The 25,500-nt window shown below is 37.4% G+C and carries 22 protein-coding genes and 2 pseudogenes; 13 read left to right on the forward strand and 11 right to left on the reverse strand.

The features are described 5' to 3' along the window. Positions 1 to 29: 29 nt before the first annotated feature. Genes yidA through SMA_RS07400 form a run of 3 tightly spaced genes read left to right on the forward strand, consistent with a single transcriptional unit; the run spans position 30 to position 3,291 of the window. Positions 30 to 839 (forward strand): sugar-phosphatase, encoded by an 810-nt coding sequence (gene yidA / locus SMA_RS07390; protein ID WP_014294961.1) that lies wholly within the window; start codon positions 30 to 32, stop codon positions 837 to 839. Beyond that, positions 839 to 2,053, forward strand: a complete 1,215-nt coding sequence (locus SMA_RS07395; protein WP_014294962.1) for an aminoacyltransferase — start codon at positions 839 to 841, stop codon at positions 2,051 to 2,053. Before yidA ends, SMA_RS07395 begins: the two co-directional genes overlap by 1 nt. Next, on the forward strand, positions 2,053 to 3,291 hold the full coding sequence (locus SMA_RS07400; protein ID WP_014294963.1) for an aminoacyltransferase: 1,239 nt from the start codon (positions 2,053 to 2,055) through the stop codon (positions 3,289 to 3,291). The genes SMA_RS07395 and SMA_RS07400 overlap by 1 nt, the downstream gene beginning before the upstream one ends. 42 nt (positions 3,292 to 3,333) lie before the next feature. Here the strand turns inward: SMA_RS07400 and SMA_RS11090 are convergent. The 8 genes and pseudogenes from SMA_RS11090 to ppc form a co-directional block, all read right to left on the reverse strand. Next, a pseudogene (locus SMA_RS11090) lies at positions 3,334 to 4,381 on the reverse strand (IS630 family transposase). Between the two features lie 184 nt (positions 4,382 to 4,565). Beyond that, positions 4,566 to 5,324 carry a triose-phosphate isomerase gene (gene tpiA / locus SMA_RS07410; protein WP_014294965.1) on the reverse strand — a complete coding sequence of 253 codons (759 nt, stop codon included), beginning with the start codon at positions 5,322 to 5,324 and terminating at the stop codon, positions 4,566 to 4,568. 186 nt (positions 5,325 to 5,510) lie between these two features. Next, the gene (tuf, locus tag SMA_RS07415) at positions 5,511 to 6,707 is read right to left on the reverse strand and encodes an elongation factor Tu (RefSeq protein WP_014294966.1); all 1,197 of its coding nucleotides are present in this window, start codon (positions 6,705 to 6,707) and stop codon (positions 5,511 to 5,513) included. A 164-nt stretch (positions 6,708 to 6,871) separates the two neighbouring features. Further along, positions 6,872 to 7,843, reverse strand: a complete 972-nt coding sequence (locus SMA_RS07420) for an IS30 family transposase (protein WP_044563094.1) — start codon at positions 7,841 to 7,843, stop codon at positions 6,872 to 6,874. Positions 7,844 to 7,927: 84 nt separating this feature from the next. Then, positions 7,928 to 8,887, reverse strand: coding sequence for an anti sigma factor C-terminal domain-containing protein (locus SMA_RS07425; protein ID WP_014294968.1), 960 nt, complete (start codon positions 8,885 to 8,887; stop codon positions 7,928 to 7,930). Beyond that, a complete protein-coding gene (locus SMA_RS07430) occupies positions 8,871 to 9,380 on the reverse strand; it encodes an RNA polymerase sigma factor (protein WP_014294969.1) in 510 nt (169 codons plus the stop codon). Before SMA_RS07430 ends, SMA_RS07425 begins: the two co-directional genes overlap by 17 nt. A gap of 70 nt (positions 9,381 to 9,450) precedes the next feature. Further along, entirely contained in the window at positions 9,451 to 10,731 is a 1,281-nt protein-coding gene (gene ftsW, locus SMA_RS07435; protein ID WP_039671098.1) for a cell division peptidoglycan polymerase FtsW, read from the reverse strand. Between the two features lie 111 nt (positions 10,732 to 10,842). Further along, positions 10,843 to 13,668, reverse strand: a complete 2,826-nt coding sequence (ppc, locus tag SMA_RS07440; protein ID WP_014294971.1) for a phosphoenolpyruvate carboxylase — start codon at positions 13,666 to 13,668, stop codon at positions 10,843 to 10,845. 338 nt (positions 13,669 to 14,006) lie between these two features. Between ppc and pepF the strand changes: the two genes are divergently transcribed. The 6 genes and pseudogenes from pepF to SMA_RS07470 all read left to right on the forward strand — a co-directional run bounded on the left by pepF (position 14,007) and on the right by SMA_RS07470 (position 19,624). Next, positions 14,007 to 15,806: an oligoendopeptidase F gene (pepF, locus tag SMA_RS07445; RefSeq protein ID WP_014294972.1), complete on the forward strand. Its 1,800-nt coding sequence runs from the start codon at positions 14,007 to 14,009 to the stop codon at positions 15,804 to 15,806. Further along, positions 15,799 to 16,284 carry a glutathione peroxidase gene (locus SMA_RS07450; RefSeq protein ID WP_014294973.1) on the forward strand — a complete coding sequence of 162 codons (486 nt, stop codon included), beginning with the start codon at positions 15,799 to 15,801 and terminating at the stop codon, positions 16,282 to 16,284. The genes pepF and SMA_RS07450 overlap by 8 nt, the downstream gene beginning before the upstream one ends. Before the next feature lie 141 nt (positions 16,285 to 16,425). Further along, positions 16,426 to 17,280, forward strand: coding sequence for a glycoside hydrolase family 25 protein (locus tag SMA_RS07455; protein ID WP_014294974.1), 855 nt, complete (start codon positions 16,426 to 16,428; stop codon positions 17,278 to 17,280). Between the two features lie 145 nt (positions 17,281 to 17,425). Continuing rightward, on the forward strand, positions 17,426 to 18,412 hold the full coding sequence (locus SMA_RS07460) for a peptidoglycan recognition protein family protein (RefSeq protein ID WP_014294975.1): 987 nt from the start codon (positions 17,426 to 17,428) through the stop codon (positions 18,410 to 18,412). 76 nt (positions 18,413 to 18,488) lie between these two features. Beyond that, positions 18,489 to 18,972: pseudogene (locus tag SMA_RS07465) on the forward strand (aminoacyl-tRNA deacylase). A 22-nt stretch (positions 18,973 to 18,994) separates the two neighbouring features. Further along, entirely contained in the window at positions 18,995 to 19,624 is a 630-nt protein-coding gene (locus SMA_RS07470) for a histidine phosphatase family protein (RefSeq protein ID WP_014294976.1), read from the forward strand. Between the two features lie 43 nt (positions 19,625 to 19,667). On the opposite strand, the gene SMA_RS07475 is transcribed toward SMA_RS07470, so the two are convergent. Continuing rightward, complete coding sequence (locus tag SMA_RS07475) at positions 19,668 to 20,576, reverse strand: HAD family hydrolase (RefSeq protein ID WP_014294977.1); 909 nt, start codon at positions 20,574 to 20,576, stop codon at positions 19,668 to 19,670. A 329-nt stretch (positions 20,577 to 20,905) separates the two neighbouring features. Between SMA_RS07475 and lysS the strand changes: the two genes are divergently transcribed. Together lysS and SMA_RS12165 are read left to right on the forward strand one after the other, a co-directional pair. Further along, complete coding sequence (lysS, locus tag SMA_RS07485) at positions 20,906 to 22,396, forward strand: lysine--tRNA ligase (RefSeq protein ID WP_014294979.1); 1,491 nt, start codon at positions 20,906 to 20,908, stop codon at positions 22,394 to 22,396. 472 nt (positions 22,397 to 22,868) lie between these two features. Then, entirely contained in the window at positions 22,869 to 23,189 is a 321-nt protein-coding gene (locus SMA_RS12165; protein WP_167317036.1) for a TetR/AcrR family transcriptional regulator, read from the forward strand. Positions 23,190 to 23,445: 256 nt separating this feature from the next. Here the strand turns inward: SMA_RS12165 and SMA_RS07495 are convergent, their stop codons facing one another. After that, positions 23,446 to 24,201 (reverse strand): HAD family hydrolase, encoded by a 756-nt coding sequence (locus tag SMA_RS07495; RefSeq protein WP_014294980.1) that lies wholly within the window; start codon positions 24,199 to 24,201, stop codon positions 23,446 to 23,448. A gap of 149 nt (positions 24,202 to 24,350) precedes the next feature. Here SMA_RS07495 and SMA_RS11605 point away from each other — a divergent pair, with 149 nt between their 5' ends. Then, complete coding sequence (locus SMA_RS11605) at positions 24,351 to 24,494, forward strand: hypothetical protein (protein WP_014294981.1); 144 nt, start codon at positions 24,351 to 24,353, stop codon at positions 24,492 to 24,494. 117 nt (positions 24,495 to 24,611) lie between these two features. Further along, positions 24,612 to 25,139: a biotin transporter BioY gene (locus SMA_RS07505; RefSeq protein WP_014294982.1), complete on the forward strand. Its 528-nt coding sequence runs from the start codon at positions 24,612 to 24,614 to the stop codon at positions 25,137 to 25,139. Between the two features lie 45 nt (positions 25,140 to 25,184). Here the strand turns inward: SMA_RS07505 and SMA_RS07510 are convergent, their stop codons facing one another. Then, positions 25,185 to 25,397, reverse strand: a complete 213-nt coding sequence (locus SMA_RS07510; RefSeq protein WP_003065722.1) for a YdbC family protein — start codon at positions 25,395 to 25,397, stop codon at positions 25,185 to 25,187. Positions 25,398 to 25,500: the final 103 nt, after the last annotated feature.

Below are 25,500 nucleotides of genomic sequence, written 5' to 3' on the forward strand. Positions count from 1 at the left end.
AGATTCTTTAGGAAGGGTAAAATAACCTTATGTCTATTAAATTAGTCGCCGTCGATATCGACGGCACACTTTTGACCAATGACCGCAAAGTCACACCTGAAGTTTTTGAAGCCGTTCAAGATGCTAAAAAACAAGGTGTTAAGATCATCATTGCTACTGGACGTCCAATTCCAGGCGTTCAAACACTTCTCGATGAATTAAACCTGAAAGAATCAGGCGATTATGTCATCACTTTCAATGGTGGTTTAGTCCAAGATACTGCTACTGGTGAGAACATTATCACTGAAGCCATGACTTACGATGATTATCTTGACATTGAATTCCTTAGCCGTAAGTTAGATGTTCATATGCACGCTATTACCAAAGAAGGTATCTTCACTGCAAACCGCAATATTGGTAAATACACTGTTCACGAATCAACCCTGGTTAACATGCCAATTTTTTACCGCACCCCAGAAGAAATGGGCGATAAAGAAATTATTAAAATGATGTTCATTGATGAACCTGAAATTCTTGATGCTGCAATCGCTAAAATTCCACAAGAATTTTATGACAAATACACCATTGTCAAATCAACACCATTTTACCTAGAATTCATGAACAAAAGTGCTAGTAAAGGCAATGCCATTACACACCTTGCCGAAAAAATGGGGCTTAGCAAAGACCAAACCATGGCTATTGGCGATGCTGAAAACGATCGTAGCATGCTTGAAGCCGTTGGTAACCCTGTTGTCATGGAAAATGGTACACCAGAACTCAAAGAAATCGCTAAATATATTACAAAATCAAATGAAGAAAGTGGCGTTGCATACGCCCTTAGAGAGTGGGTCTTAAAATAATGTATAGCTATAAAATCGGTATTTCTGCGGAAGAACACGATAATTTTGCAAAATCAAGTAACCAAACAAACCTTTTACAATCATCAAATTGGGCAAAAATTAAAGATAATTGGGATAACGAACGCATTGGTTTCTACAAAGATGATGCCTTAGTTGCTTCTGCTTCTATTCTTATCAAAGCTTTGCCGCTTGGCTTTACCATGCTTTATATTCCTCGTGGACCAATCATGGACTACAGTGACAAAGAACTCGTTGCCTTTGTCATTAGCTCCCTTAAGAAGTATGGTAAAACAAAACGTTCCCTCTTCATCAAAATGGACCCTGCTTTACTGCTTAAACAATACAAAATCGGTGAAGAAGTTGATGAAAACAAAGAGACACTTACTGCTATTGATAACTTGAAAGCAGCGGGTTGCGAATGGACTGGACGCACAACAACAATTGCTGAAAGTATCCAACCTCGTTTCCAAGCAAATGTCTATACCCAAGAAGACATGACAGCAACTTTTCCTAAACACACAAAACGTTTGATGAAAGATGCTATTCACCGTGGTGTCATCACTAGCCGTGGTACAATTGATGATGTTAAAGCTTTCGCTGATGTCGTCGCTCTTACTGAAAATCGTAAAGGTGTTGCCCTTCGTAATGAAGACTATTTCCGTAAAATGATGGAAACTTACGGTGACGATGCTTACCTACACCTTGCCAAAGTTAATTTGCCAAAACGTCTAACTGAATACAAAGAACAACTCGCTCAAATCGAAAAAGATTTGTCTGAAACTGCTGAACATCAGAAAAAACGTTTGACTAAGTTAACACAACAAAAAAATTCTGTTACAAAATACATTACTGAGTTTGAAGAATTTGTTGAAAAATACCCAGATGAACTCATCATTGCAGGTATCTTATCTGTATCATTTGGTAATGTCATGGAAATGCTTTATGCTGGTATGAATGATGAATTCAAGAAATTCTACCCACAATATTCCCTTTATCCAAAAGTATTCAAAGATGCTTACGCTGACAATATTATTTGCGCAAATATGGGTGGTGTTGAAGGAACACTTGATGACGGTTTAACTAAATTTAAATCAAACTTCAACCCAACTATTGAAGAATTCATTGGAGAATTTAACATTCCAGTAAATCCATTCCTTTACAAACTTTCAAACTTTGCTTACAATATTCGCAAACAAAGGAAAAATAGCCATTAATGACCTCTCTTGAGATTATCGAAAAAAAAGTTTTTGAGACTTTTTGCAACACCGTCTCTTACAAATCATTTATGCAATCGGTAGAGATGGCGGATTTATTAAAAAAACGTGGGTACCAAGTAACCTATCTTGGGCTAAAAGATGAAGAGACACTACAAGTTGCGGCCGTTCTCTTTAGCTTGCCAATGACAGGTGGGCTCCACATGGAAATCAATTCTGGTCCTGTTTCACGTGATAAACACTATCTAAAACAATTCTACCAGGAACTTCAAAGCTATGCTAAAGAAAATGGAGCTCTTGAATTGCTAGTCAAACCTTATGATACCTATCAGCATTTTGACACTACTGGTCAGCCAACCGACCAAGAAAACACGGCACTATTAGACGATTTTCTATCACTCGGTTATCAACACGATGGGCTTTTGACTGGTTACCCAGGTGGTGAGCCTGACTGGCATTATGTTAAAGATTTGACTGACTTAGATGAAAAAACGTTACTAAAATCATTTAGCAAAAAAGGGCGTCCTTTGGTCAAAAAAGCTAAGACTTTCGGCATCACCTTACGAAAACTTAACCGTGATGAATTGCCGCTTTTCAAGGAAATCACTTCTGCCACATCAGACCGCAGAGATTACGATGATAAATCCCTTGATTATTACCAAGATTTCTATGATAGCTTTGGAGATTCTTGTGAATTCATGGTTGCAAGTTTGAATTTTCAAGATTCTTTAGCACACCTTAAAACTGATAAAGCCAAACTTGACCAACGAATCGAAAAACTCCGAACTGCCATTGAAAATAACAATGTTTCTGAAAAGAAACAAAGTCAGCTTCGCGAATTATCCAGTCAATCTGCGACATTTGATACACGCATGGCAGAAGCTAAGGAATTCATTAGCAAGTACGGTTCACAAAACGTTGTCCTTGCAGGAAGCCTATTTGTTTATACCAAACAGGAAGCTGTCTATCTCTTCTCAGGTTCTTACCCTGAGTTCAATAAATTCTACGCACCTGCCCTACTTCAAGAATACGTCATGTCAGAAGCCATAAAACGTGGCATCACAACTTATAATCTTCTTGGCATCACAGGAGAATTTGACGGTTCAGACGGCGTTCTACGCTTCAAACAAAACTACAATGGCTACATTGCCCGAAAAATGGGAACTTTCCGTTACTACCCTCACCCACTCAAATACAAATTAATTCATAATCTCAAAAAAATATTGAGACGTCATTAAAAATTATGCCTTGAAACCCAAAAGTTTCAAGGCTTTTTATACTTAGTTAAAATCAAAAATAGCTGAAGTCCAGTCTCTATGTACAATTGATTTAAGTTGAGCAGAAGATAAGGTTTCAATAACCTCTTTAAGTTTATCGATTACCTCATTTAAAGTCTTAAATACTTTATTCTTGAAACCAAGTTTATGAATCTCAGCCCAGACTTGCTCAATAGGATTCATTTCAGGTGTATAGAGTGGAATGAAAGTAAATTCAATATTCTTAGGAATATTGAACGTCTGAGATTTATGCCAGATGGCATTATCCATGACTAAAATAATATAATCTTCTGGATAAGCTACCGATAGCTGGCGTAGAAATTCATTCATCCAATCACTATTACATCCACCCGCTATGATGAAAAATGAGTCACCTGTATGGGCATCCACAGCTTCATAACAATAGCGGTACTCCCGAATATGGTGACTTGCTATGTGAGGACGATAACCTTTTGAAGACCAACATGAACCAAGTTTACTGATACGCCCAAAACCCGCCTCATCTTGATACATAAGGTGGATTTTTTGATATTGTTTCCCATCAATAAAACGCTTACTCACTCTCTCCTCGAATAAAGATTTTATTTTAGACGCTAAAATGGTTTTGGCGTCTGCTTTTTTCGGATATTGGGGACGGGGGCTAGCCTTACGCCAACCATGACGCTTCAGGAGAGCATAGAAACCTTCTCGGGTTGTCTTGTGCCCAACTCTCTCTTAATAGGCTTTAAAGAGAGAGTTAACGGTAAGGAATTCTCCATTCAAGGAAGAAGAGAGTTGCTCTTTAAGGAAAGCTTCTTCCTCCTCATGCATCATATATGAGCGGTGGCGACCACCACGATTTTCCTTTAATAGGCCCTCTAAGCACCACTTAAATAGCGATTCAATAAGTTTCGGACTTTCTGATGGACAAAGCCTACTGATTTGGCTACTTTTTATTGCATTCAGAATAAAGAATGAGTGCCTGTATTTTTCTATGATGCGGAGCATCATTTTTATTTTTAAGTACTTGCGTCAATTCTTCGACTTGTGTTTGGGTAAGTTCTTTTATCAAAATACTATTATAATGCTATTTTTGATTTTTATTAAGTATTAGTTGGAACTTAACTTCCAAATTTGTTGCTCTTTGCTTTACAAGCTATATTTTTTATCGCTCAAATCTATAACCAAAAAAGAAAGCACAAAAAAACCTACCTGTCCTAAGACAAGTAGGTTTAAATGACTTCAATGTTTCTTGATTATTTTACAAAGTCAAGAAGAGCAAGGAAGCTTTCTGGTTGAAGTGATGCACCACCAACAAGGGCACCATCAACATCTGGGCAAGCCATGTAAGCAGCAATGTTTTCAGGCTTAACTGAACCACCGTATTGAACGCGAACTTTATCAGCTACTGCTTGACCGAAGTCTGCTGCAACTGTGTCACGAACAACTTTACACATTTTTTGTGCGTCATCTTGGCTAGCTGATTTACCAGTACCGATAGCCCAGATTGGTTCGTATGCGATAACAAGTGAAGAAACTTGTTCTTCTGACAATCCAGCAAGAGCTGCTGAAACTTGTCCACCTACGAATTCAGCAGCTTTACCAGCTTCGTAAGTTTCAAGAGTTTCACCACAGCAGATGATTGGAAGCATACCGTTAGCAAAGATTGCTTTAGCTTTTTTGTTGATATCTTCGTCAGTTTCGTGGAAGTATTCGCGACGTTCTGAGTGACCGATTACAACGTAGTCAGTTCCCATTTCAGACAATACTTTAGGGCTGTTTTCACCAGTGAAAGCACCAGCGTTTTCAAAGTAGCAGTTTTCAGCAGCAACTTTAAGGTTTGAACCTTTAGCTGCAGCAAGAACTGTTGAAAGGACAAGTGCAGGAACAGCGATACCAACTTCAACAAGTTCTGATGAAGGCAATTTAGAAACTACTGCTTCAACAAATGCTTTAGCTTCTTCTGGATTTTTGTTCATTTTCCAGTTACCAACGATAAATGGTTTACGTGACATTTCACATACCTCTTCTTTTTTTATTTACTCCCCTATTTTATCATATTTTTAGCAGGTTTTAAAGGTTCGACGGGATTTTTAGCGACAAACCTCAAAGAAATCACAAAAAGAGCCCCTTACGGGACTCTTCTACAATTACTATCTGACTAATAATTGTTATCTGGGAACTTAATTAATTAACTAAAATTAAGCTTCGATTTCTGTAACGATACCTGAACCAACAGTACGTCCACCTTCACGGATTGAGAATGTAGTACCTTGTTCAACGGCGATTGGGTGAATCAATTCAACGTCGATAGTTACGTTATCACCAGGCATTACCATTTCAGTACCTGCTGGAAGTTCGATTGAACCTGTAACGTCAGTTGTACGGAAGTAGAATTGCGGACGGTAGTTGTTGAAGAATGGAGTGTGACGTCCACCTTCGTCTTTAGTAAGGATGTAAACTTCACCTTTGAATTTAGTGTGTGGGTGAATTGAACCTGGTTTAGCAAGAACTTGACCACGTTCGATTTCATCACGTTGGACACCACGAAGAAGAACACCAACGTTATCCCCTGCAAGACCTTCATCAAGTTGTTTACGGAACATTTCAACACCAGTAACAACAGCTTTTTGGATGTCCTCACGGATACCAACGATTTCAACTTCGTCGTTGACTTTAACAGTACCACGGTCGATACGTCCTGATGCTACTGTACCACGTCCAGTGATTGAGAATACGTCTTCGACTGGAAGAAGCAATGGTTTGTCAGTATCACGTTCTGGTTCTGGAATGTATTCATCAACAGTGTCCATCAATTCCATGATGATATCTTCGTAGTGAGTGTCACCTTCAAGAGCTTTAAGAGCTGAACCTTGGATAACTGGAAGATCATCACCTGGGAAATCGTATTCTGAAAGAAGGTCACGGATTTCCATTTCAACCAATTCAAGCAATTCTTCGTCATCAACAAGGTCAACTTTGTTCATGAAGACGATAAGGTGTTTAACACCAACTTGACGTGAAAGAAGGATGTGTTCACGAGTTTGTGGCATTGGACCATCTGTTGAAGCTACTACAAGGATAGCACCATCCATTTGGGCAGCACCAGTGATCATGTTTTTAACGTAGTCCGCGTGTCCTGGAGCGTCGATGTGAGCATAGTGACGTTTAGCAGTTTCGTATTCAACGTGTGCAGTGTTGATTGTGATACCGCGTTCGCGTTCTTCAGGAGCAGCATCGATAGAAGCGTAGTCTTTTGGTTGGTTAACTGCGCTTGGAAGACGACGAGCAAGAACTGTTGTAATTGCAGCTGTCAAAGTAGTTTTACCATGGTCAACGTGTCCAATTGTACCAATATTAACGTGTGGTTTACTACGATCGTATTTTTCTTTTGCCATTTGGGTAAAAGCCTCCAATAAAATATATTTTATAGATAGACGGTAAGCAATACAGTCTAACTTTACCATACTATTTTAACAAATTATGTGGGAATTGCAAGTATTTTACTATTTTATTTATGATTTCTCTATTTCTTTATTTCGTGCTAAATTTCAAGTCCAAGTTAGCCAGTTTGTAAAAACTCTTTAGGAGATTTGTAATCTAGAATTTTCTTTGGATAGTTATTAATCCAATTTTCAATGAATGCGACTTGTTGTGGAGTCGCATTTTTGCTTCCTTTCGGTAACCAACGACGAATCAGCCTGTTATGGTTCTCATTGCGTCCTCTTTCCCAAGAAGAATAGGGATGAGCATAATAAATATGTTTAGGGTCAAAGACATCCTCTAAGCGACTGAATTCTGTCCCGTTATCTGCTGTGATAGAGTTAATTTGATAGTTTTTTAGAATGGCTTTCAAGGCCTGATTAACTGAAGTAGACGACTTGTCAGGAATAAGCCGAATAATTTGATAGCGACTCTTCCTGTCAGTCAGAGCAAATAAGCACTCGTTTTTAGCCCGTGTTTGAATAACAGTATCAATCTCAAAATCCCCTAGCTTCTCACGATTATTAATGCTCTCTGGTCGCTCCTCAATAGACTTTCCAGCAAGTTTAAAATTGGGGCTGACTTGTTTTTTCTTAGGGGTCGCCTTACGAGGATAAAGCATATCTGCTCTGGTTAGGCCTAGTTGTCCATGATGAATCCAATAATAAATGGTTGAGATAGAGACATTAATACCCTTTGTTTTGACTATCATTTCAGGAGAGTATTTCTGTTTGATGTAGTGGACAATATTTTCTCTGAGCTCTTTAGTTAGAGAAAGCCGCTTCACAGAACGTTTACGATTATTATCATAAGCATCCTGTGCAAAGTCAGCTGAGTAAACTAACTCGTATTTTCCTTTACGCACTTGTTGTCTGACTTGTCCGCTCTTGACTTCATTGTGAATGGTTTGAGGAGCTTTGGCTAATCTTCTAGCGATTTCGCGATTGGAATGACCTTCTTTGAGCCAACGTTCTATATTTCTACGGTCAGCTAGTGTTAAATGTTTCCATTTTGGTGTATAATAGTTCCTGCATCCCGGAGGCTTTCTAATGTTGTTGTGGTGATTACATTATATCTCTCTGAGATGTTTTTTGATACCATCAAGTGGCTAGCTTCATTTTAGAACTTTCATTCTTTATTTCGTAAGTGTGTGATATGGCTGAATTGTGACGCTCTGTCCGATATTCGAAGCGTAAATCCAATTCTTGTCTTCAAGCTGAGCAAAATTTTCAGCACGCCCAGTCAAGATAACCCCAGAAAAGGTTGCTGTTTTGTAATTTGAATTATTTTTCAAGTAAGTTTTAGCATCATCTTCTAATGACAATGTTTCATCTTCAATGCTATATCGAGAATCAACGACACCTGACTCAATCGCCTTTTTTAAATTTGACTTGAAGTTCTTAAAATCAGCCGCATAATCATTTATTGAAGACGGAGCGAAACCTAGTTGGGCATCTAGAGCTAAATTCGCTGTATCCACAGTACTCGATGTGCCAATCCAGTACCAATTGACCAAAAGGTTATCAGGGACCATGTCTGTAATTTCTTGATAGGTGTAAGGTTTATCAAATGTAATTGCTACTTCCACAGCCTGTCCAGTCATTTCTGCAACCTTACTAATATCTTGTGTGACTTCCATACTTACTGTCTTAGCGGAAGCATTAACATTATAGAAGATTGGTACTTTATAGAGATTGCCATGTGTATAGTTGGAGCTATTGCTATCTCCTTCTTCCAAGCCTTCATTTTGACTAGCTGACATAGGACCAATTATTGAATAATTTCCTTGATACTCTTCAAAAGGGACACTAATACCGTCAATATTTTTAGAACGGTGTGAATAAAAGGTCCCTGTAAATTCCGAATTTGCTTCAAAGCCCCAAGTGGTGTAGTCGATATTGGGATAGGCAATCTCTGACCTCAACAGATAGTTTTCTTTGACCATCTCTGCATGACGTTCTGTCAACGAACGTAAGCCTAAAAAGATAATCAAAGCACTAATCAACATCATACCAACACTAATCCCAACTGTTTTCAAGCGATTTTTTCGCTTATTTTTCGTAGCAATTTTTTCAAAATCATTTGAAATCGTCATAATAATCCCCTTCTTTCTCTAATATTTTTTGCAAATCGCGTCGCCCTCGCATCAAATCAATCTTGGCTTTACTTGCTGAAATACCAAGAACTTGACAAATCTCCTTTATAGAAAGATTCTGGAAGTAATACAAATCAATCACCAAGCGATATTTTTCCTTTAACAAAGCCACGGCTTGATAAAGTGGTTCATAATCTGGGCTATCAAAAGCAATGACATTTTCATCCTTAAAGAATTCACGTTGTAAGATTTCCCAATACTTTTTATCACGCCGATAGCGGTCAATGTAGAGCCTAACTGCCACACGGTACATCCATGCCCGCATTTTCTCGAAAGGAAGGACAATCTCGCTTTCTAGCATTTTAACGAGAACATCTTGGCTAATGTCACGTGCATTTTCAGCACTAGCCCCCGATTTTTGCAAATAATAACTAATCTCCTCAGCGAATCCTAACAATTCCACCTCATAACCATCCAGCTTAATCCTACTCACCTCCCTTTTCACTTTTATAACGAATCACATTTCTTTTGGTTACAAAAAAACTCCCGCAAAGGGGAGATTTCTAATAAAAACTATCTAGGTCGATAACGTTGTCATCATATTCTTGTGTTATTTCCTTGGTTTTTAATTGTTCTTCTGCTTCGCGGATGATTTCTTCGCGTTTTTCATTGGCGTCAATATTTAGCACAAAGCCTATAGCTACTGATAAAACTAGCAAACTATTTCCCCCTTGGGATAGGAATGGGAAAGTAACACCAGTTGACGGAATAAGCCCTGAAATTCCTCCGATGTTAACAAAAGTTTGCATGAGTATCATTCCGCCGATACCAAGAGCAATCATAGAGTTGAAAGGATTTTTAGCTTTAATACCCACGTGCATAATACGTAAAATCAAAAAGAATAGCAATGCTAAAATGAGCCCCGCACCAATTAAACCAAGTTCTTCAATGACAATTGAAAAGACAAAGTCTGTCGTTGCTTCGGGTAAGTAACCAGCTTTTTCAATCGAATTTCCCAAACCACGACCAAACCAGCCACCATTACTCATGGCATAATATGAATGTGCTAACTGGTGTCCTGAGTCCGTCAAATCATCAAATGGATTGAAAAAGGCACTGAAACGTTTGGCAACATAACCAAAGACTGGGACTTTTTCCATAGTTTTAACCCCAACAACTGCAATCAAACCTAAGAAAGCAGCTGACAAAGCCGTTACGGTAGCTAAAATCGCTGAAAACCAACGATAACCAACCCCGCTAACAGAATACATGATTAAAGCTGTCAAAACGATAATTGCCGCATTTCCAAGGTCAGGTTGGGCAGCAACCAATAATATCATGACCAACGAATAAACACGCCAGTCTTTCAAGTCGCTCCATTTTCTAGGAAGCCATTTCCGCTTGGTAAGTGCTTGGTAATCATATATTTCAATCAATTCTTGACGCCTTGCAAAAGTAAATGCCAAAAACCAAACAATGATAATTTTTAAATATTCAGCTGGTTGGAAACTGATCGGTCCAATAACAATCCAACCATGGGCACCATTAACAGTTTTAGTGAAGAAACGCGCAATGAGCAACAAAATAATTTCGACCATCATTGTCATGGTCAGCGTTCGTGAATTTTTTAAAAAGTTTAATTTCAGTTTATAAATAAAAAGAATGGCAATCAGACTGACTATCCAAAAAAGCCCTTGGTTTAATACTGACGCAAACGGATTAACACCGTATTGGACAAGTGTTGCACTAGTTGTTGAATAGACAACAATCAGCCCAATAACAGACAGAATTAAATAAGGCACGAGGATAGAATAATTTAATAAATGCCTTTTATCGATTTTCATAGATTCCCCTACATACATTCGAGTTTATCATATGCCATTATATCATCTTTCGACCCTAAAAAAAAGTAAAAGTCTGAGAAGTTAATCTCAGACTTTCAGAATATTTTGATATTAGCCAGAATTACGCAATCCTGTGGCAATACCGTTGATAGTTGTGTGAATGAGTTTTTCGTAATCCTCATCCAATTCTTCATGACGTAAACGTTTTATCAACTCAATTTGAATGTAGTTCAAAACGTTGAAGTATGGCAAGCGGTAATCTAAGCTTGCTTTAAGCGAAGGATTTTCTTCCAACAAATCTTGGTGTTTTTCGATTGCTAAAATAACATTTTTAGTCAATTGCCATTCGTCAAGGATAGTATTAAAGACATCGCGTACTTCTTCGCTTTCTGCCAATTGAGCATATTGGAAAGCAATGTTCATATTTGATTTAGAGAGAACCATATCAACATTTGAAAGAAGTGAATGGAAAAATGGCCATTTTTCATACATATGTTGAAGTTTTGCCAAGTTTCCTTCTTCAGCGTCAATAAAGTTCTTGAATGCTGAACCGACACCATACCAACCTGGGAACATGATACGGCTTTGTGACCATGAGAATACCCAAGGGATTGCACGGAGACCTGAAATTTCTGTGATTGTTTTACGAGCAGCTGGACGTGAACCAATGTTCAAGCTTGATACTTCCTTGATTGGTGTTGCTTCAAAGAAGTAATCATAGAAATGTGGATTACCAAATACTAAATCACGATAAACACCATTTGAGTAAGTGACAATGCCGTCCATTGTTGCACGGAAATCATCAATTTCATCTGGATTTGTAATCATACGTGTCACGATACGATCGATAGTTGCTGAAACCAACATTTCAAGGTTGTAATAAGCAACGTCTTTATTGCCGTATTTATTTTCAATGATTTCACCTTGCTCAGTAAGACGAATACGATCTTTGATTGAACCGAATGGTTGTGATGTGATAGCTTCATATGATGGACCACCACCACGACCAACAGTACCACCACGACCGTGAATGAATGTCACTTTAATACCACGTTCTGAACCAATACGAGTCAATTCATTTTGAGCTTTATAAAGTGTCCAAACAGATGATAAGTAACCACCGTCTTTGTTACTGTCTGAGTAACCAAGCATAATTTCTTGGTAACCTTTGCTAGCTGAAACCCAGCGACGAACAATATCATAATCAAGATATTCTTCCATGATAGCACGTGAATTTTCAAGGTCCTCGATTGTTTCAAAGAGTGGCACAATTTGAACACGCGCTGTTTGGTTATCAAGAAGTCCGACTTCTTTAAGCATGATAGCCAACTCAAACATATCAGAAACACTTTCAGTATGTGAAATAATGTGTTGTTTAATGACTTCGTCACCTAATTTATCTTTAAGGTAACGAGCTGTTTGGAAGATTGCTAATTCTTTTTGAAGTTGTTCTGATTTTTCAGCATTTGTTGATGACAACGTACGTGGGTCTTCTTGCAATTCTTTGAGAAGAACTTTTACTTTTTCTTCTTCTGAAAGTGAGCTGTAATCCTCAATGATATTAGCTGATTTCAACAATTCTGCAACACAAGCTTCGTTAACGCTTGAATCTTGACGCATATCAATCATTGCAAGATAGAATCCAAAGACATCAACTGCTTGAAGCAATTCGCTAAAATCACCTGTCAAGAGCGCATCATCACCATTGTCAAGCAATGATTGTTTGATAATAAACAAATCATCTTTAAATTCTTTGGCTGTTTTATAGCTTGGAATTTCTTCTTGAAGTTCTGATGAAACTTTAGAGAATTTTGTTTGTAAGTATTTTGTAATGACACCAGCGTTTTTAGTGCTTGTGCAAACATCTGAACTGATGTTGTTGCTACCTTCCAAAACACCTTGAGAAATGGCTGTGTTAGCTTTTAATTCGATTAAGGTTTGAATTAATTTTGATTGAATATAGTTAAATGCCTTACGATAAGGTTCATTTTCACGGTAGATAGATTTATCGCTTGACAATTCTGCTAATTTTTCAACTTCTGGACTAATATTTGTCAAGGTTGTTGAAAGTGAGAATGTGCGATAAAGAGCTGTTAATTTTTCGATGTAGTAGTTAATGATGACTTCGCTTTGGACCGTTGCTGACAAACGAAGTGTTTCAGCTGTTACGTATGGGTTACCGTCACGGTCACCACCAATCCACATTCCCATTGTGATAGGTTTTGGATTTTCTAGGTCGATGCCTTTTTCAGCTGCTAAGCGTTTGTACTCTGAAGTCAACTTGGTAATCGCTTGAATTAAGGATGTATTGTAATACTCCATAACGTTGGTAATTTCATTTTTTACCTTCAGTTTTTTCTCACGAATAATGTCCGTTTGCATGATGATTTCAATGTAACGGCGCAAATCAGTGTACCATTTGTCACGGTTCACAACACCCGCTCTGACATCGCGGTATTTACGTAAAAGGTCATGAATGTGATTTGTCAATTCGAGGACTGTCTTACGTTGAACTTGTGTAGGGTGAGCTGTTAATACAGGCACAACATTGACATTTTCAAGGATTTCTTTAGAGTTTTCGCTTTCTGAAACCATATCTACGGTTAAAGAGAGTTTACCAAGATAATCTTGATTAGTATTATTTTGGTAATTGATTTCATAAGCAAAATCAACGTCTTCTGAAATGTTTATTAAAAGTGGCAAAATTGAAAAATAACGAGACACTACAACCATTTCATCGTTGGTTAATTGAACTACTAATTTTTCAAGTTTGACATATTCATCACTTGCTGACAATTCAACAATGTTTTGAATTTTGGCAAACACCTCATCACCAACCATTTGATGAGTTATCTCATCAAGCAAGCCTTTTAGTATTTTGACTTCCTCGGTAATAATCGACTGGGTGCTATTGTTCTCCAGTTTTTTGATTGTCACACTCTTCACTCCTTTTTTGTTCGGATTTTAATCCTTTATTACAATCGTACTACTCTATCATACCACTTTTTACGTCAAAAGTAACCCAATTTATGTCAAATTGTCCATTATTTTATAAATTTTCTGATTTTTTAAACGATATTTATTTTGAGACAAAATATCTAAAAAACTAACAAAGCATGTTAACAAATAGATTGTTAGCGTTTTTAGTTTTGAAAAAATGTTGAACGATTCATCAAGGATTTTTTTGAGAAAATGGGAAACTTTCTTTTTTTGTTTAGGTGTTATTTTCTGATATACTGGTCCATGACAAAAGTTTTGCAAAGGAGTAATACTAGATGGAATTAAAAAAACGTTCGGAATTTCCTGAAAATGAATTATGGGATTTGAGTGCCCTTTACCAAGACCGTGAGGATTTTTTGCGAAGTATCGAAAAAACGTTAGAAGATATTAATCTTTTTAAACGAAATTACGAGGAGAATTTGACGACTTTGGAAGACTTTACCAAAGCGCTTTATGAAATTGAACAAATTTATATCGAGATGAGCCATATCGATAATTATTCTTTCATGCCGCAAACCAGCGACTTTAGCAATGAAGAATTTGCTCAGATTGCACAAGCTGGTGCTGATTTTTTCACGAAAGCCAATGTAGCATTAAGCTTCTTTGATACTGCGCTAGCGACTGCCGACTTAGAAATCCTTGATGCTTTAGAAGAAAATCCGCATTTTAGCGCAGCTATTCGCCAAGCGAAAATTCAAAAAAATCATTTTATCTCCCCAGAAGTTGAAAAAGTGTTGACGAACTTTGGTGAAGTTTTTAAAGCGCCAGAAGATATCTACACCAAAATGCGTGCAGGTGACTTTGAAATGGAAGATTTTGAAGTTGATGGCAAGGTCTATCAAAACTCTTTTGTCACCTATGAAAATTTTTATCAAAATCATGAAAATGCTCAAGTCCGTGAAAAAGCTTTTCGTTCTTTCTCTGCAGGACTTCGTAAACATCAAAATGCCGCAGCAAGTGCTTATCTAGCACAAGTCAAATCAGAAAAAATCATTGCTGACATGCGAGGTTACGAATCCGTTTTTGATTACCTCTTAGCCAAACAAGAAGTTAACCGTGACCTGTTTGACCGTCAAATTGACCTTATCATGACAGAATTTGCTCCTGTTGCGCAAAAATACCTTAAACACGTTGCTCATGTTAATGGTCTTAAAAAAATGACTTTTGCAGACTGGAAGCTTGACTTGGATAGCGAGCTTAACCCAGAGGTTACGATTGATGATGCTTATGATTTGGTGATGAAATCCGTTGCCCCACTTGGTGATGAATATGCTCAAGAAGTCTCACGTTATCAAGAAGAACGTTGGGTTGACTTTGCTGCTAATGCCAATAAAGATTCTGGTGGCTACGCTACTGACCCTTACAAAGTTCATCCCTACGTTTTAATGAGTTGGACTGGTCGTATGTCTGATGTGTACACACTTATCCATGAAATCGGTCACTCTGGACAATTTATCTTCTCAGACAACAACCAAAGTTACTTTAATACCCATATGTCAACTTATTACGTCGAAGCTCCTTCTACTTTCAACGAACTCCTGCTCAGCGATTACCTCGAAAAACAATTTGACACTCCACGCCAGAAACGCTTTGCACTCGCTCATCGTTTGACAGATACTTATTTCCATAATTTTATCACTCACTTACTTGAAGCTGCTTTTCAACGTCAGGTTTACAATCTCATTGAAGACGGAAAAACCTTCGGTGCTACACAACTTAACAAGATAATGAAAGATGTTCTTAGCCAATTTTGGGGTGATGCCATTGATATTGACGACGATGCTGCTTTAACTTGGATGCGCCAAAGTCATTATTATGCTGGGTTGTATAGCTACACTTATTCTGCAGGTATGGTTATTTCAACTGCTGGGTATCTTAATCTAAAAAATAACCCAAATGGTGCTAACGACTGGTTGAATTTCTTAAAATCAGGTGGTTCACGTACGCCGCTTGACACCGCTAAATTAATTGGTGCCGATATTTCCACCGCGCAACCACTCCGTGATACCATTCAATTTTTAAGTGATACCGTTGACCAAATTATTGCTTATACAAAGGAGCTTAATCATGACTAATCTTTATGACTTTACTGTCAAAGCCCAAGACGGCTCTGATGTCCAATTGTCAAAATACCAAGGCAAAATCCTACTCATTGTCAATACGGCAACAGGTTGTGGCTTAACCCCACAATACGAAGGACTACAAAAGCTTTATGACACTTACCATGACAAAGGATTTGAAATTTTAGATTTTCCTTGTAATCAATTTTTAAATCAAGCGCCAGGAAACGCCGACGAAATCAATACCTTTTGCACCTTGAATTACCAGACAACTTTTCCTCGCTTTGCGAAAATTAAAGTCAACGGTAAAGAAGCCGACCCACTCTATGATTGGCTAAAAAGTGAACAAAAGGGACCACTTGGCAAGAGTATTGAATGGAACTTTGCAAAATTTCTTATCGACCAAAATGGCAATGTCATCAAACGTTTTTCATCAAAAACAGAACCAGAAACAATTGTTACAGAAATTGAAAGCCTTATCAATGACAAATAGCTGTCAGACTATTTGCAGCGCCTTTACTGGCATTACTTCTTTTGTAACAGTCCATAGATAAAATATTAAAAAATATGACAAAACGATTACAAAATGAGCAATGCTTTGATTTTTAAGCCTTTTTACGCTAAAATATTACTAATGAGAAGACGAATAAAACCCATTGTTGTTGTAGTATTCTTCGCCCTCTGTGGGCTACTTCTCGTGATTGGTAAAGCTCACTCAGATAGTTTACAAAAGCAACAACTAGCTTCAGCTAAGGATTCTATTCCAACTGTGAGTAACACGAGTACTACCACTACATCAACTTCTGAAACTGATGAAGATTTTGTTCTTAATCCGATTATTGATATCTCAGGTTGGCAACTTCCAAACGAAATTGACTATGATACTTTATCTCGGAATATTTCTGGTGCTATCGTTCGTGTTTATGGAGGGTCACAAATCAGTAAAGATAGCAATGCCGCCTATACAACTGGTATTGATAAATCATTTAAGACACATATCAAAGAATTACAGAAACGAAATGTTCCTGTAGCCGTTTATAGCTACGCTCTCGGTACAACCGTCAAGGAGATGAAGGAGGAAGCAAAAATTTTCTATAAGAATGCTTCACCTTACAGTCCAACATTCTATTGGATTGACGTTGAAGAGGCGACTATGTCTGACATGAATAAAGGTGTACAGGCTTTCTTAAAAGAGCTCAAAAAACTCGGTGCGGAAAATGTCGGTATCTACATTGGAACTTATTTCATGGATGAACAAGAAATTTCCGTGGATGGTTTCGATGCAGTTTGGATTCCTGCTTATGGTTCTGATACTGGTTATTACGATGCTGCACCACAAACTGATTTGGACTATGACCTCCATCAATACACCTCGCAAGGTTACATCAATGGTTTTAGTTCACCACTTGACTTAAACCAAATTGCCGTCACAAAAGATACGAAAACAACGTACGAAAAACTTTTCGGTACAACAAGTAGTAGCAAATAAAAGCGAGGAAATACTATCCTAGCTTTTTTGCTAACTCAATTTTTATAAAAAAGTTCTGAAAAATCCTGTGATTTTTAATGTCAAAATCAACAATTTTAACCCTCAAATTAATATTAATTTAAGGGTTAAAACTTATAGTAAAACTATGCCAACAAGAAATTCTTCACGTAGAAAACGACAACAAAAATCTCAAATAATAACAATAGCTGGGCTTGTCACGGCAGTAGTCGCACTTGCCCTAATTCTCGCTAAACTGATTTTTTCAGGAGTCACAACTTTAGCTTCAGACGGAAGTTTGAATTTATCAAATGCCAATTCTTATGATGTTTCCGAAACAGCTACGGTCTCTACTTCTGACGCTATTATGTACACCAACGATGGTTCTAGCAGCAAAATTAATGAAAATACTGCGATTACAATTAGTGCCTATTACTATGATGCGACCCTCAATGACGAAGATATCACTTTAGCTCAATTTAGCATGAACGGTGATACTTACTATATCGACACGAATGATATTTCGCTTGAGCAGGATAATACTATTAATGCTTATATCGCTGAAACACTTGGTTATTCGCACACTGATATTACTGATGACATTGAAAGTAGTTTTGAACAAGCCGCTTATAAGACAGATGACGGAAAACCTCTTGGGGTAATTATTCATGATACTGGCGTTGACAATTCAACGATTGAAAGCGAAGTGAATTATATGGTTCAAAGTTATGATGAAGAAGGTGTCTTTGTCCACTCTTTCATTGATAGTGATACCATTCTTCGCATTGCTGATGAAGATTACAAAGCTCAGGGTGCTGGTGCCAATGCCAATCCTTATTACATTCAATTTGAATTAACACATGAGAAATCTCAAAAAGGCTTCGCCGAGCAACTAGCAAACGCAGCTTATTATACTGCTTACATGCTCAAAAAATATGACCTTCCTGTAACACTTGGTCAAGAAGATGGCGAAGGAACCATTTGGACACATGAAATGGTCAGCCTTTACCTTGGTGGTACTGACCACGTTGATCCAACTGATTACTGGACAGAAACCGCTAATGATTATTTCCGTACGGACTATGACGTCAAAGATTTTGTCGAACTCGTCCAAGCTTATTATAATGCTTGCTAAAAGGTGCAAACTTGTACCTTTTTATTTTTTTAGTAAAATAGTAATTGACTAATAAATAGAAAGATTAAGAGGGAAAATGGGAAAAAAAACTAAATTAAAAAAGACACTTGTTGACCAAATTCTGGACAAGGCAAAAATCGAACACGACAGTTTAGCAATCAATGCACTTGAGGGAGACTTAACAGATGACATTGAAAAATCTGATATTTTCAAAACCCTTGCTTTAACAGGTGACAAAACAGGTCCTCTAATCGGAATTGTTCAAATCACCGAACATCTTTCTGAGAAAAAATTAGCCAAAGTTTCTGGCAACAAAAAAGTCAGCATGATTCCACAAAAAAAATCTTCAAAAAACGACTGGCTACATTCACGGAGCAAATAATCCTGTCGGTATTCATCAGCAACACAATTTTCCGATTTTCATTGATAACCGTGCTTTAGAAATGGGAACGATGATTGTTTCTGCTGGTGAAATTGGACGTTCTATCCGCATTGACAGTCAAACCTTGGCAGATTTTGTTGGTGCCAGCTTTGCTGACTTGATTGACGATTCACATTAATTTTTAGATTGGAAAGTAACTGATGAAATTTTATTTTGTACGACATGGTAAAACACAATGGAACTTAGAAGGACGTTTCCAAGGAGCAAATGGTGACTCCCCACTTTTGGAGGAATCCGTCCATGATTTGGAAAAATTAGGTGATTATCTCCAAGATGTTAAATTTGATGCCGTTTTTTCAAGCGATTTAAAACGTGCCAGCGATACTTGCAAGATTATCATGTCACACAGCCACTATCCAAAGCCAATCAGCTTTCAACCCTCGCTGCGTGAATGGCATCTTGGAAGATTGGAAGGCAGCAAAATTGCAACAATAACATCTATTTTTCCTCAACAAATGCAAGCTTTTCGACATAATTTAGCTAAATTCGATAATGATGTATTTGACGCTGAATCTGTTTATCAAACCACTAAACGCGTTGAGTCATTCATTAAATCAATGAAAAATCAACCTTATCAGAATGTCTTGTTAGTTGGGCATGGTGCTAATTTTACCGCCTCTATCCGTACTTTATTAGGATATGAACCAGCCGTTCTCCGTGCCCAAGGCGGACTGGATAACGGTAGTGTGACGATTTTAGAGACCAAGGATTTTAAAACCTTCACTTGCCTAAAATGGAATGACACATCTTATAAACAAAAGAAATCTTAAAGACGAAAAACCCTCCTAAATGGCGCTTAGGAGGGTTCATTTATTAGTTATTTCTTGCGTATTTTAGACGCAAAACTTTTTCTTGTTGTTTGTCCAAACGAAGCAGGATAACAACTTTATCAATACTCATGTTACTTTCAAGCAGACGTTCTGCTGCCATCATAAATCCGTTATTGATACCCATCTCAAGAATTGGATTTTTCTTGTCATTGACATCAAAGATGAATTTATTATCAGGAAGATCAAAGAGAACTTTCACAGCTCCGAACAATTGTTCAAAGTTATCAATAGCAACATCATAAACTGGTTTGATACCAGGTTTCAAACTACGACCACGGTGGTTAAACCACATTGAATGCCAGCCACCATTGAAAGCACCAACAACGTCATTGTCATATGAATCACCAACGTAAAGTGTTGTTGCAGGGTTCATGTCAAATTGCTCCGCAGCAAGATTGAAAATCTCTTTTTCTGGTTTTTGGAAACCAGTCGCTTGGCTGACAAGGACACATTTTGGGTCAATATAATCATAAAGACCAAGTTTTTTAACTTTTTTCAGTTGGTGTTCCGTTGGTCCATTCGTTATAATCCCCATTGGAACGCCTTTTTCTTTAAGAAAATCAAGTGTCATGCGCATCTCATCAAGCATTGTGATATTTTCCAATTCCTCTTCATAAATTTCTTGGAAATGCACGCCAGTTGCTTCATCAATTTCACGGTAACCAAATTCTAATAAAGTTTCCTTGCAACGCCAAAAACGGAAATACTCAGTTGTCCACTCACCTGCCATTACACGCGGAAATCCGACATCTGAATAATGACGGAAACGAATATAAGCCTGATTGATTTTACTCATATCAAAATCAGGGAAACATTTCTCAACGGCAATACGATAAGGTGCTTGTTGGTCATAAATCGTATCATCAACATCAAAAACAATTGAAGTAATCATGAATCTCTTTTCTCTCTAATAATTTTTACCGTCACATATTATACTATTTTTTAGCCTTCTTTTCAATCAAAGACAAGAAAACAAAGCTGATACAAAAGTGATTAATCTCCTTGTCTGTGTCGTTATATTTACAAAACATGGTGTTTTGGACTTTGACAATCTGAAAATAACCCCGTTTCAAATCAGCAACAAGAAAAAACTTGCTGAAAAATCGAATTTCTTTTGAAATTACCAATTTTTGTCTCACTCTCAAGCAAAGCACGCAAAAATAGGGTGTATTCTAACTTCTTTTATGATACAATAGGAAAGAATACTTATTGGAGGAAAACATGTCAAACGAACACATTGAAGAATTAAACGACCAACAAATCGTGCGTCGTGAAAAAATGGCAGCTTTGGCTGAACAAGGCATCGATCCTTTCGGAACTCGATTTGAACGCACAGCTACTTCTGGTCAATTAAAAGAAAAATACGCTGACAAAACTAAAGAAGAATTGCATGAAATTAACAAAACAGCTACTATCGCTGGTCGTCTAATGACTAAGCGTGGTAAAGGTAAAGTTGGTTTTGCACACATTCAAGACCGCGACGGTCAAATCCAAGTCTATGTCCGCAAAGATGCTGTCGGTGACGAAAACTATCAAATTTTCAAAAAAGCAGACCTCGGTGACTTCCTCGGTATCGAAGGTGAAATCATGCGTACAGACATGGGTGAATTGACAATCAAAGCCACTCACCTTACTCACTTGTCTAAAGCGCTTCGTCCACTCCCAGAAAAATTCCATGGACTTACAGACGTTGAAACTAAATATCGTAAACGTTACCTTGACTTGGTTTCAAACCGTGAAAGCTTTGAACGCTTTGTGACTCGTTCAAAAATCATCTCAGAAATCCGTCGTTACCTTGAAGGTCTTGGTTTCTTAGAAGTTGAAACACCAGTCCTTCACAACGAAGCTGGTGGTGCTGCTGCTCGCCCATTTATCACTCACCACAATGCACAAGATATGGACATGGTTCTTCGTATCGCAACTGAACTTCACTTGAAACGTCTTATCGTTGGTGGTATGGAAAGAGTGTACGAAATTGGACGTATCTTCCGTAACGAAGGTATGGATGCCACACACAATCCTGAATTCACAACTATCGAAGTTTATCAAGCCTATGCTGACTTCAAAGATATCATGGATTTGACAGAAGGCATTATCCAACACGCCTCAAAAGCTGTTAAAGGTGACGGTCCTATTTCATACCAAGGAACTGAAATTGCCATTGACAAACCATTTAAACGTGTTCACATGGTTGATGCTATCAAAGAAGTCACTGGTGTTGATTTCTGGCAAGAAATGACTCTCGAAGAAGCGCAAGCTATTGCCAAAGAGAAAAATGTACCAGTTGAAAAACACTTCACTTCAGTTGGTCACATCATCAACGCTTTCTTTGAAGAATTTGTCGAAGAAACATTGATTCAACCAACATTTGTTTATGGACACCCAGTTGAAGTTTCTCCTCTTGCTAAGAAAAACGCAGAAGATCCTCGCTTCACTGACCGCTTCGAACTCTTCATCATGACTAAAGAATACGGTAATGCCTTTACCGAACTTAACGATCCAATCGATCAATTGTCACGTTTTGAAGCCCAAGCAAAAGCTAAAGAACTTGGTGATGATGAAGCAACTGGAATTGACTACGACTACGTCGAAGCCCTTGAATACGGTATGCCACCAACAGGGGGACTTGGTATCGGTATCGACCGCCTAGTCATGCTCCTCACAGACACAACAACAATCCGCGACGTCTTACTTTTCCCAACGATGAAATAAATTAGATTATATAATCATTTAAAACCTTCCCTTGAATAATTCAAGGGATATTTTTTAGCTTAAAATAGAAAGAAAACTGACAGCAGAAATTCTACTGCCAGTTATTATTAAAAATACTCTTGCAATAATAACTTGCGACTGAAGTTAAGCCATTACTTAAAACTACTGCCTACCGTTTTTTCCAATATCATTATTATAAAATAACAACTCATCTAAAAGCAGGTTTAAAACTTTTTATTTGTCCTTTTCCTTATTTTAAAACTTAAAATATTAAAACCTATTACAGCGCCATTTCCGCCACTTGTTCCCACCTATTCCCCACCTTAAGCTTTTTGGACAAGGCTTTCTATTTTTGCATTAAAGAAGCTCCCCCAGCTAAAACTGAGAGCGTGTTAAAATACCTATAAATTTACTGGGGGTTCACACTCTGGCAAAATATACGCGTGAAAAAATCATCGATGCTTTCTTTGCATTGGCTTCAGAAAATCCAGAGAAAGCAAATTTTAAAATTTCCGAGATTGCTTCAAAAGCTAGCATTTCAAGACAGGCCATTTATCAAAAACATTTTAAAAATTTCAATGAAATTATATTGTATATCCATAATCTCATCGATAAAGAGATTTGCCAAGTATTTAATAATTATAATCCCTCCAGTAATATCAAACCTTTAGATTATATAGCTGAAAATGTTTTACCAGCAATTTGGAATGAGAGACGGTGGATAAGGTGTCTCTATACTACAAATATCGATCCTAATTTTGAAGATTTTATTGTATCTACTTACACTAAATGAGGTGCTTCAAATATTGTCCCAAAAGAAGGATAATTCAATCTCTCAAATGAAGAAGTGGTTCAACTCGTTACATTACTTACTGTAGTTGTTATTAAAAATTGGATTACTCAAGTTAATCCTTCTCCACCTAAGCAATTTAAATGAGAATTTTTGAGGCTTATCAGAACACCTATTTATGAATATATCAATCATACAGCTGTTACCGTCTCTGATTAAATACCCAAAATGTCCCTAACATAAAGTTAGATATGATTTTTCACTCCACCACCAACTCACTGATATTCTCAATTACTTTGGCGTTCATAGTATTGAGGGGTTCAATTTCTGATTGGTTGTATGGGAATGTGTTAAGCAGAATACCGTCGATGCCTGCTGCTTGTGCGATTGTCATGTCGCTGGTGAAATCATTGCCAACCATAACGGTTTCTTCTGGATTAAGTTGATTGTCGTTCAAGACCAGATTCATGAATTCAACTTGTGGTTTTTTCATTTTGTAATCAGACGAGATGTAAATCTTATCAAGAAATTCTCTGCAGCCTGTCATTTCAATTTCAGCTTGGGTGAAAGCTCGCTGGGCATTTGACAATAAAATAACTGTTGCTCCTACTTCTTTAAGTGTTTTCAAAGTCGCTAAGGTATTTTCGTAAGTTTGTAATTTTTTGCGTGACAACATTCTAAAAGTTTGGGCAATTAGATTTCCCCATGTTTCAAGGTCTAGAATAATGCTATCTGTGGCGTGTTTGTTCGGTGCTTCTAACAGCAATTCAATAAAAACAACCACCAAATCAACCTCAACATGTTCTAACTGAGAACGTTTGCGTAATTGATTTTCTTGACGTTTAATATGGTTATCGTAATTTGCTTTAAGCTCCGCAGCAGAATAATCAGCGCCATAAGCGGCATAAAGCGCAGCCATTTGCTCCCAAAGCTTCTCGTCGTCCTCGTCTGTCCAAATATCTACAAGTGTGCCATAAAAGTCAAAAATGTAATTCTTATATTGTAAATCTGCCATTTTTCCTCACCTTTTTAATGATTATGATTATGATTACGTTTCCAATTTTCATTATAAAGAAAAATATGTGATTTGGCTAGACTTAGAATGTCAAAGAAAGCTACTTTATGCTACAATGTGAGTAAGTATTATATTCAAAAGGAATTGCTATGTCAAAAAATATTGTCTATTTCATTTCTGCTATCATCTTTTTAGCTTATGGCTTATTAGAGCTCAAAGCAATCTTTATTATTCTGGGAATTGTTTTTGGAGTGATTGGGGTAGCAGACTATCTCAACCATAAAGGAAAATGAAATCGCTGAAAAAGCGATTTTTTCTTGATATTCTGCTTAGTTTTGGATAAAATTTAGTCAACCTAAATATAATTATAAGTTAACTAAAATAGGCAAGAAGATTTTATATCTAGAAATATGCTTTTAACGCTCATCTTCCCAGCATTTGGTGCTGCTTTGACTGCAATACTTTCACAGATTGTAATTCCTATCGGAACGGTTCCGTTTACGCTTAAAACACTTGCTATTGGGCTTATCGCGTCGATTTTCCGTCCACGTGAAGCCACGCTCAGTGTGGCGCTTTATCTGCTACTTGGTGCTATTGGGCTTCCTGTTTTCGCAGGTGGTAGCGGAGGTATTGCGGTATTATCAGGTCCAACATCTGGTTTTCTCTGGGGCTTTCTTTTCTACGCTGCCTTAACTTCTTACCTAACCAATATGGAGCCCTCTTTGGTTAAGATTTTTGTTAGCAATCTACTCGGTAATTGTTTAGCTTTTATTTGCGGAGTGATTGGCTTACATTTTTTAGCAAATATGAGCTGGCAAGCTGCTTTCTTAGCTGGCGTTGTACCTTTCATCATTCCTGAAATTGGAAAACTTCTAGCTATTACAGCTATCAGTAAACCTTTATTTATCTCTCTAAAAAATACTGCCTATTTTGCATAAAAAAGAGTTGACAGATGAAAAATCTGCCAACTTTTTATCTCTAACTTAGCCGCGGAAAGCGTCTAAGATGATTTTAAATTCATCATTTGTGAGTGTCACACCTTTGCCCATTTTGCTGTGATCTGGGCTCCATGAACGAATATCAAATTTTGGCTCTGCTCCGTTAAAACTGACACGGTTCAATTCTTTTGTCCAACCTTTATCGCTCTCAGATAGGGTAAGTAAGTGTTCAACAATTTCAAATTTAAATTCTGACATAATAAATCTTCCTCCTAATATATATATTCGTAAAAAAACTTTCTAAACTTTAGATTATTTATTTTTTTAGCACATTGTCAAGGCAAGTGCAACAAGATCTTGA

The organism is Streptococcus macedonicus ACA-DC 198, from assembly GCA_000283635.1.
Classification (GTDB): domain Bacteria; phylum Bacillota; class Bacilli; order Lactobacillales; family Streptococcaceae; genus Streptococcus; species Streptococcus macedonicus.

Coding starts and splice junctions, on each gene's coding strand:
- SMA_RS11605 (WP_014294981.1), top strand. CDS start 24,351: ATGTCAAAAAATATTGTCTATTTCATTTCTGCTATCATCTTTTTAGCT.
- SMA_RS07510 (WP_003065722.1), bottom strand. CDS start 25,397: ATGTCAGAATTTAAATTTGAAATTGTTGAACACTTACTTACCCTATCT.
- SMA_RS07395 (WP_014294962.1), top strand. CDS start 839: ATGTATAGCTATAAAATCGGTATTTCTGCGGAAGAACACGATAATTTT.
- yidA (WP_014294961.1), top strand. CDS start 30: ATGTCTATTAAATTAGTCGCCGTCGATATCGACGGCACACTTTTGACC.
- SMA_RS07495 (WP_014294980.1), bottom strand. CDS start 24,201: ATGGCAGATTTACAATATAAGAATTACATTTTTGACTTTTATGGCACA.
- SMA_RS07475 (WP_014294977.1), bottom strand. CDS start 20,576: ATGATTACTTCAATTGTTTTTGATGTTGATGATACGATTTATGACCAA.
- tpiA (WP_014294965.1), bottom strand. CDS start 5,324: ATGTCACGTAAACCATTTATCGTTGGTAACTGGAAAATGAACAAAAAT.
- SMA_RS07400 (WP_014294963.1), top strand. CDS start 2,053: ATGACCTCTCTTGAGATTATCGAAAAAAAAGTTTTTGAGACTTTTTGC.
- lysS (WP_014294979.1), top strand. CDS start 20,906: ATGTCAAACGAACACATTGAAGAATTAAACGACCAACAAATCGTGCGT.
- SMA_RS07450 (WP_014294973.1), top strand. CDS start 15,799: ATGACTAATCTTTATGACTTTACTGTCAAAGCCCAAGACGGCTCTGAT.
- SMA_RS07460 (WP_014294975.1), top strand. CDS start 17,426: ATGCCAACAAGAAATTCTTCACGTAGAAAACGACAACAAAAATCTCAA.
- SMA_RS07425 (WP_014294968.1), bottom strand. CDS start 8,887: ATGACGATTTCAAATGATTTTGAAAAAATTGCTACGAAAAATAAGCGA.
- SMA_RS07505 (WP_014294982.1), top strand. CDS start 24,612: ATGCTTTTAACGCTCATCTTCCCAGCATTTGGTGCTGCTTTGACTGCA.
- tuf (WP_014294966.1), bottom strand. CDS start 6,707: ATGGCAAAAGAAAAATACGATCGTAGTAAACCACACGTTAATATTGGT.
- SMA_RS07470 (WP_014294976.1), top strand. CDS start 18,995: ATGAAATTTTATTTTGTACGACATGGTAAAACACAATGGAACTTAGAA.
- ftsW (WP_039671098.1), bottom strand. CDS start 10,731: ATGAAAATCGATAAAAGGCATTTATTAAATTATTCTATCCTCGTGCCT.
- pepF (WP_014294972.1), top strand. CDS start 14,007: ATGGAATTAAAAAAACGTTCGGAATTTCCTGAAAATGAATTATGGGAT.
- SMA_RS07455 (WP_014294974.1), top strand. CDS start 16,426: ATGAGAAGACGAATAAAACCCATTGTTGTTGTAGTATTCTTCGCCCTC.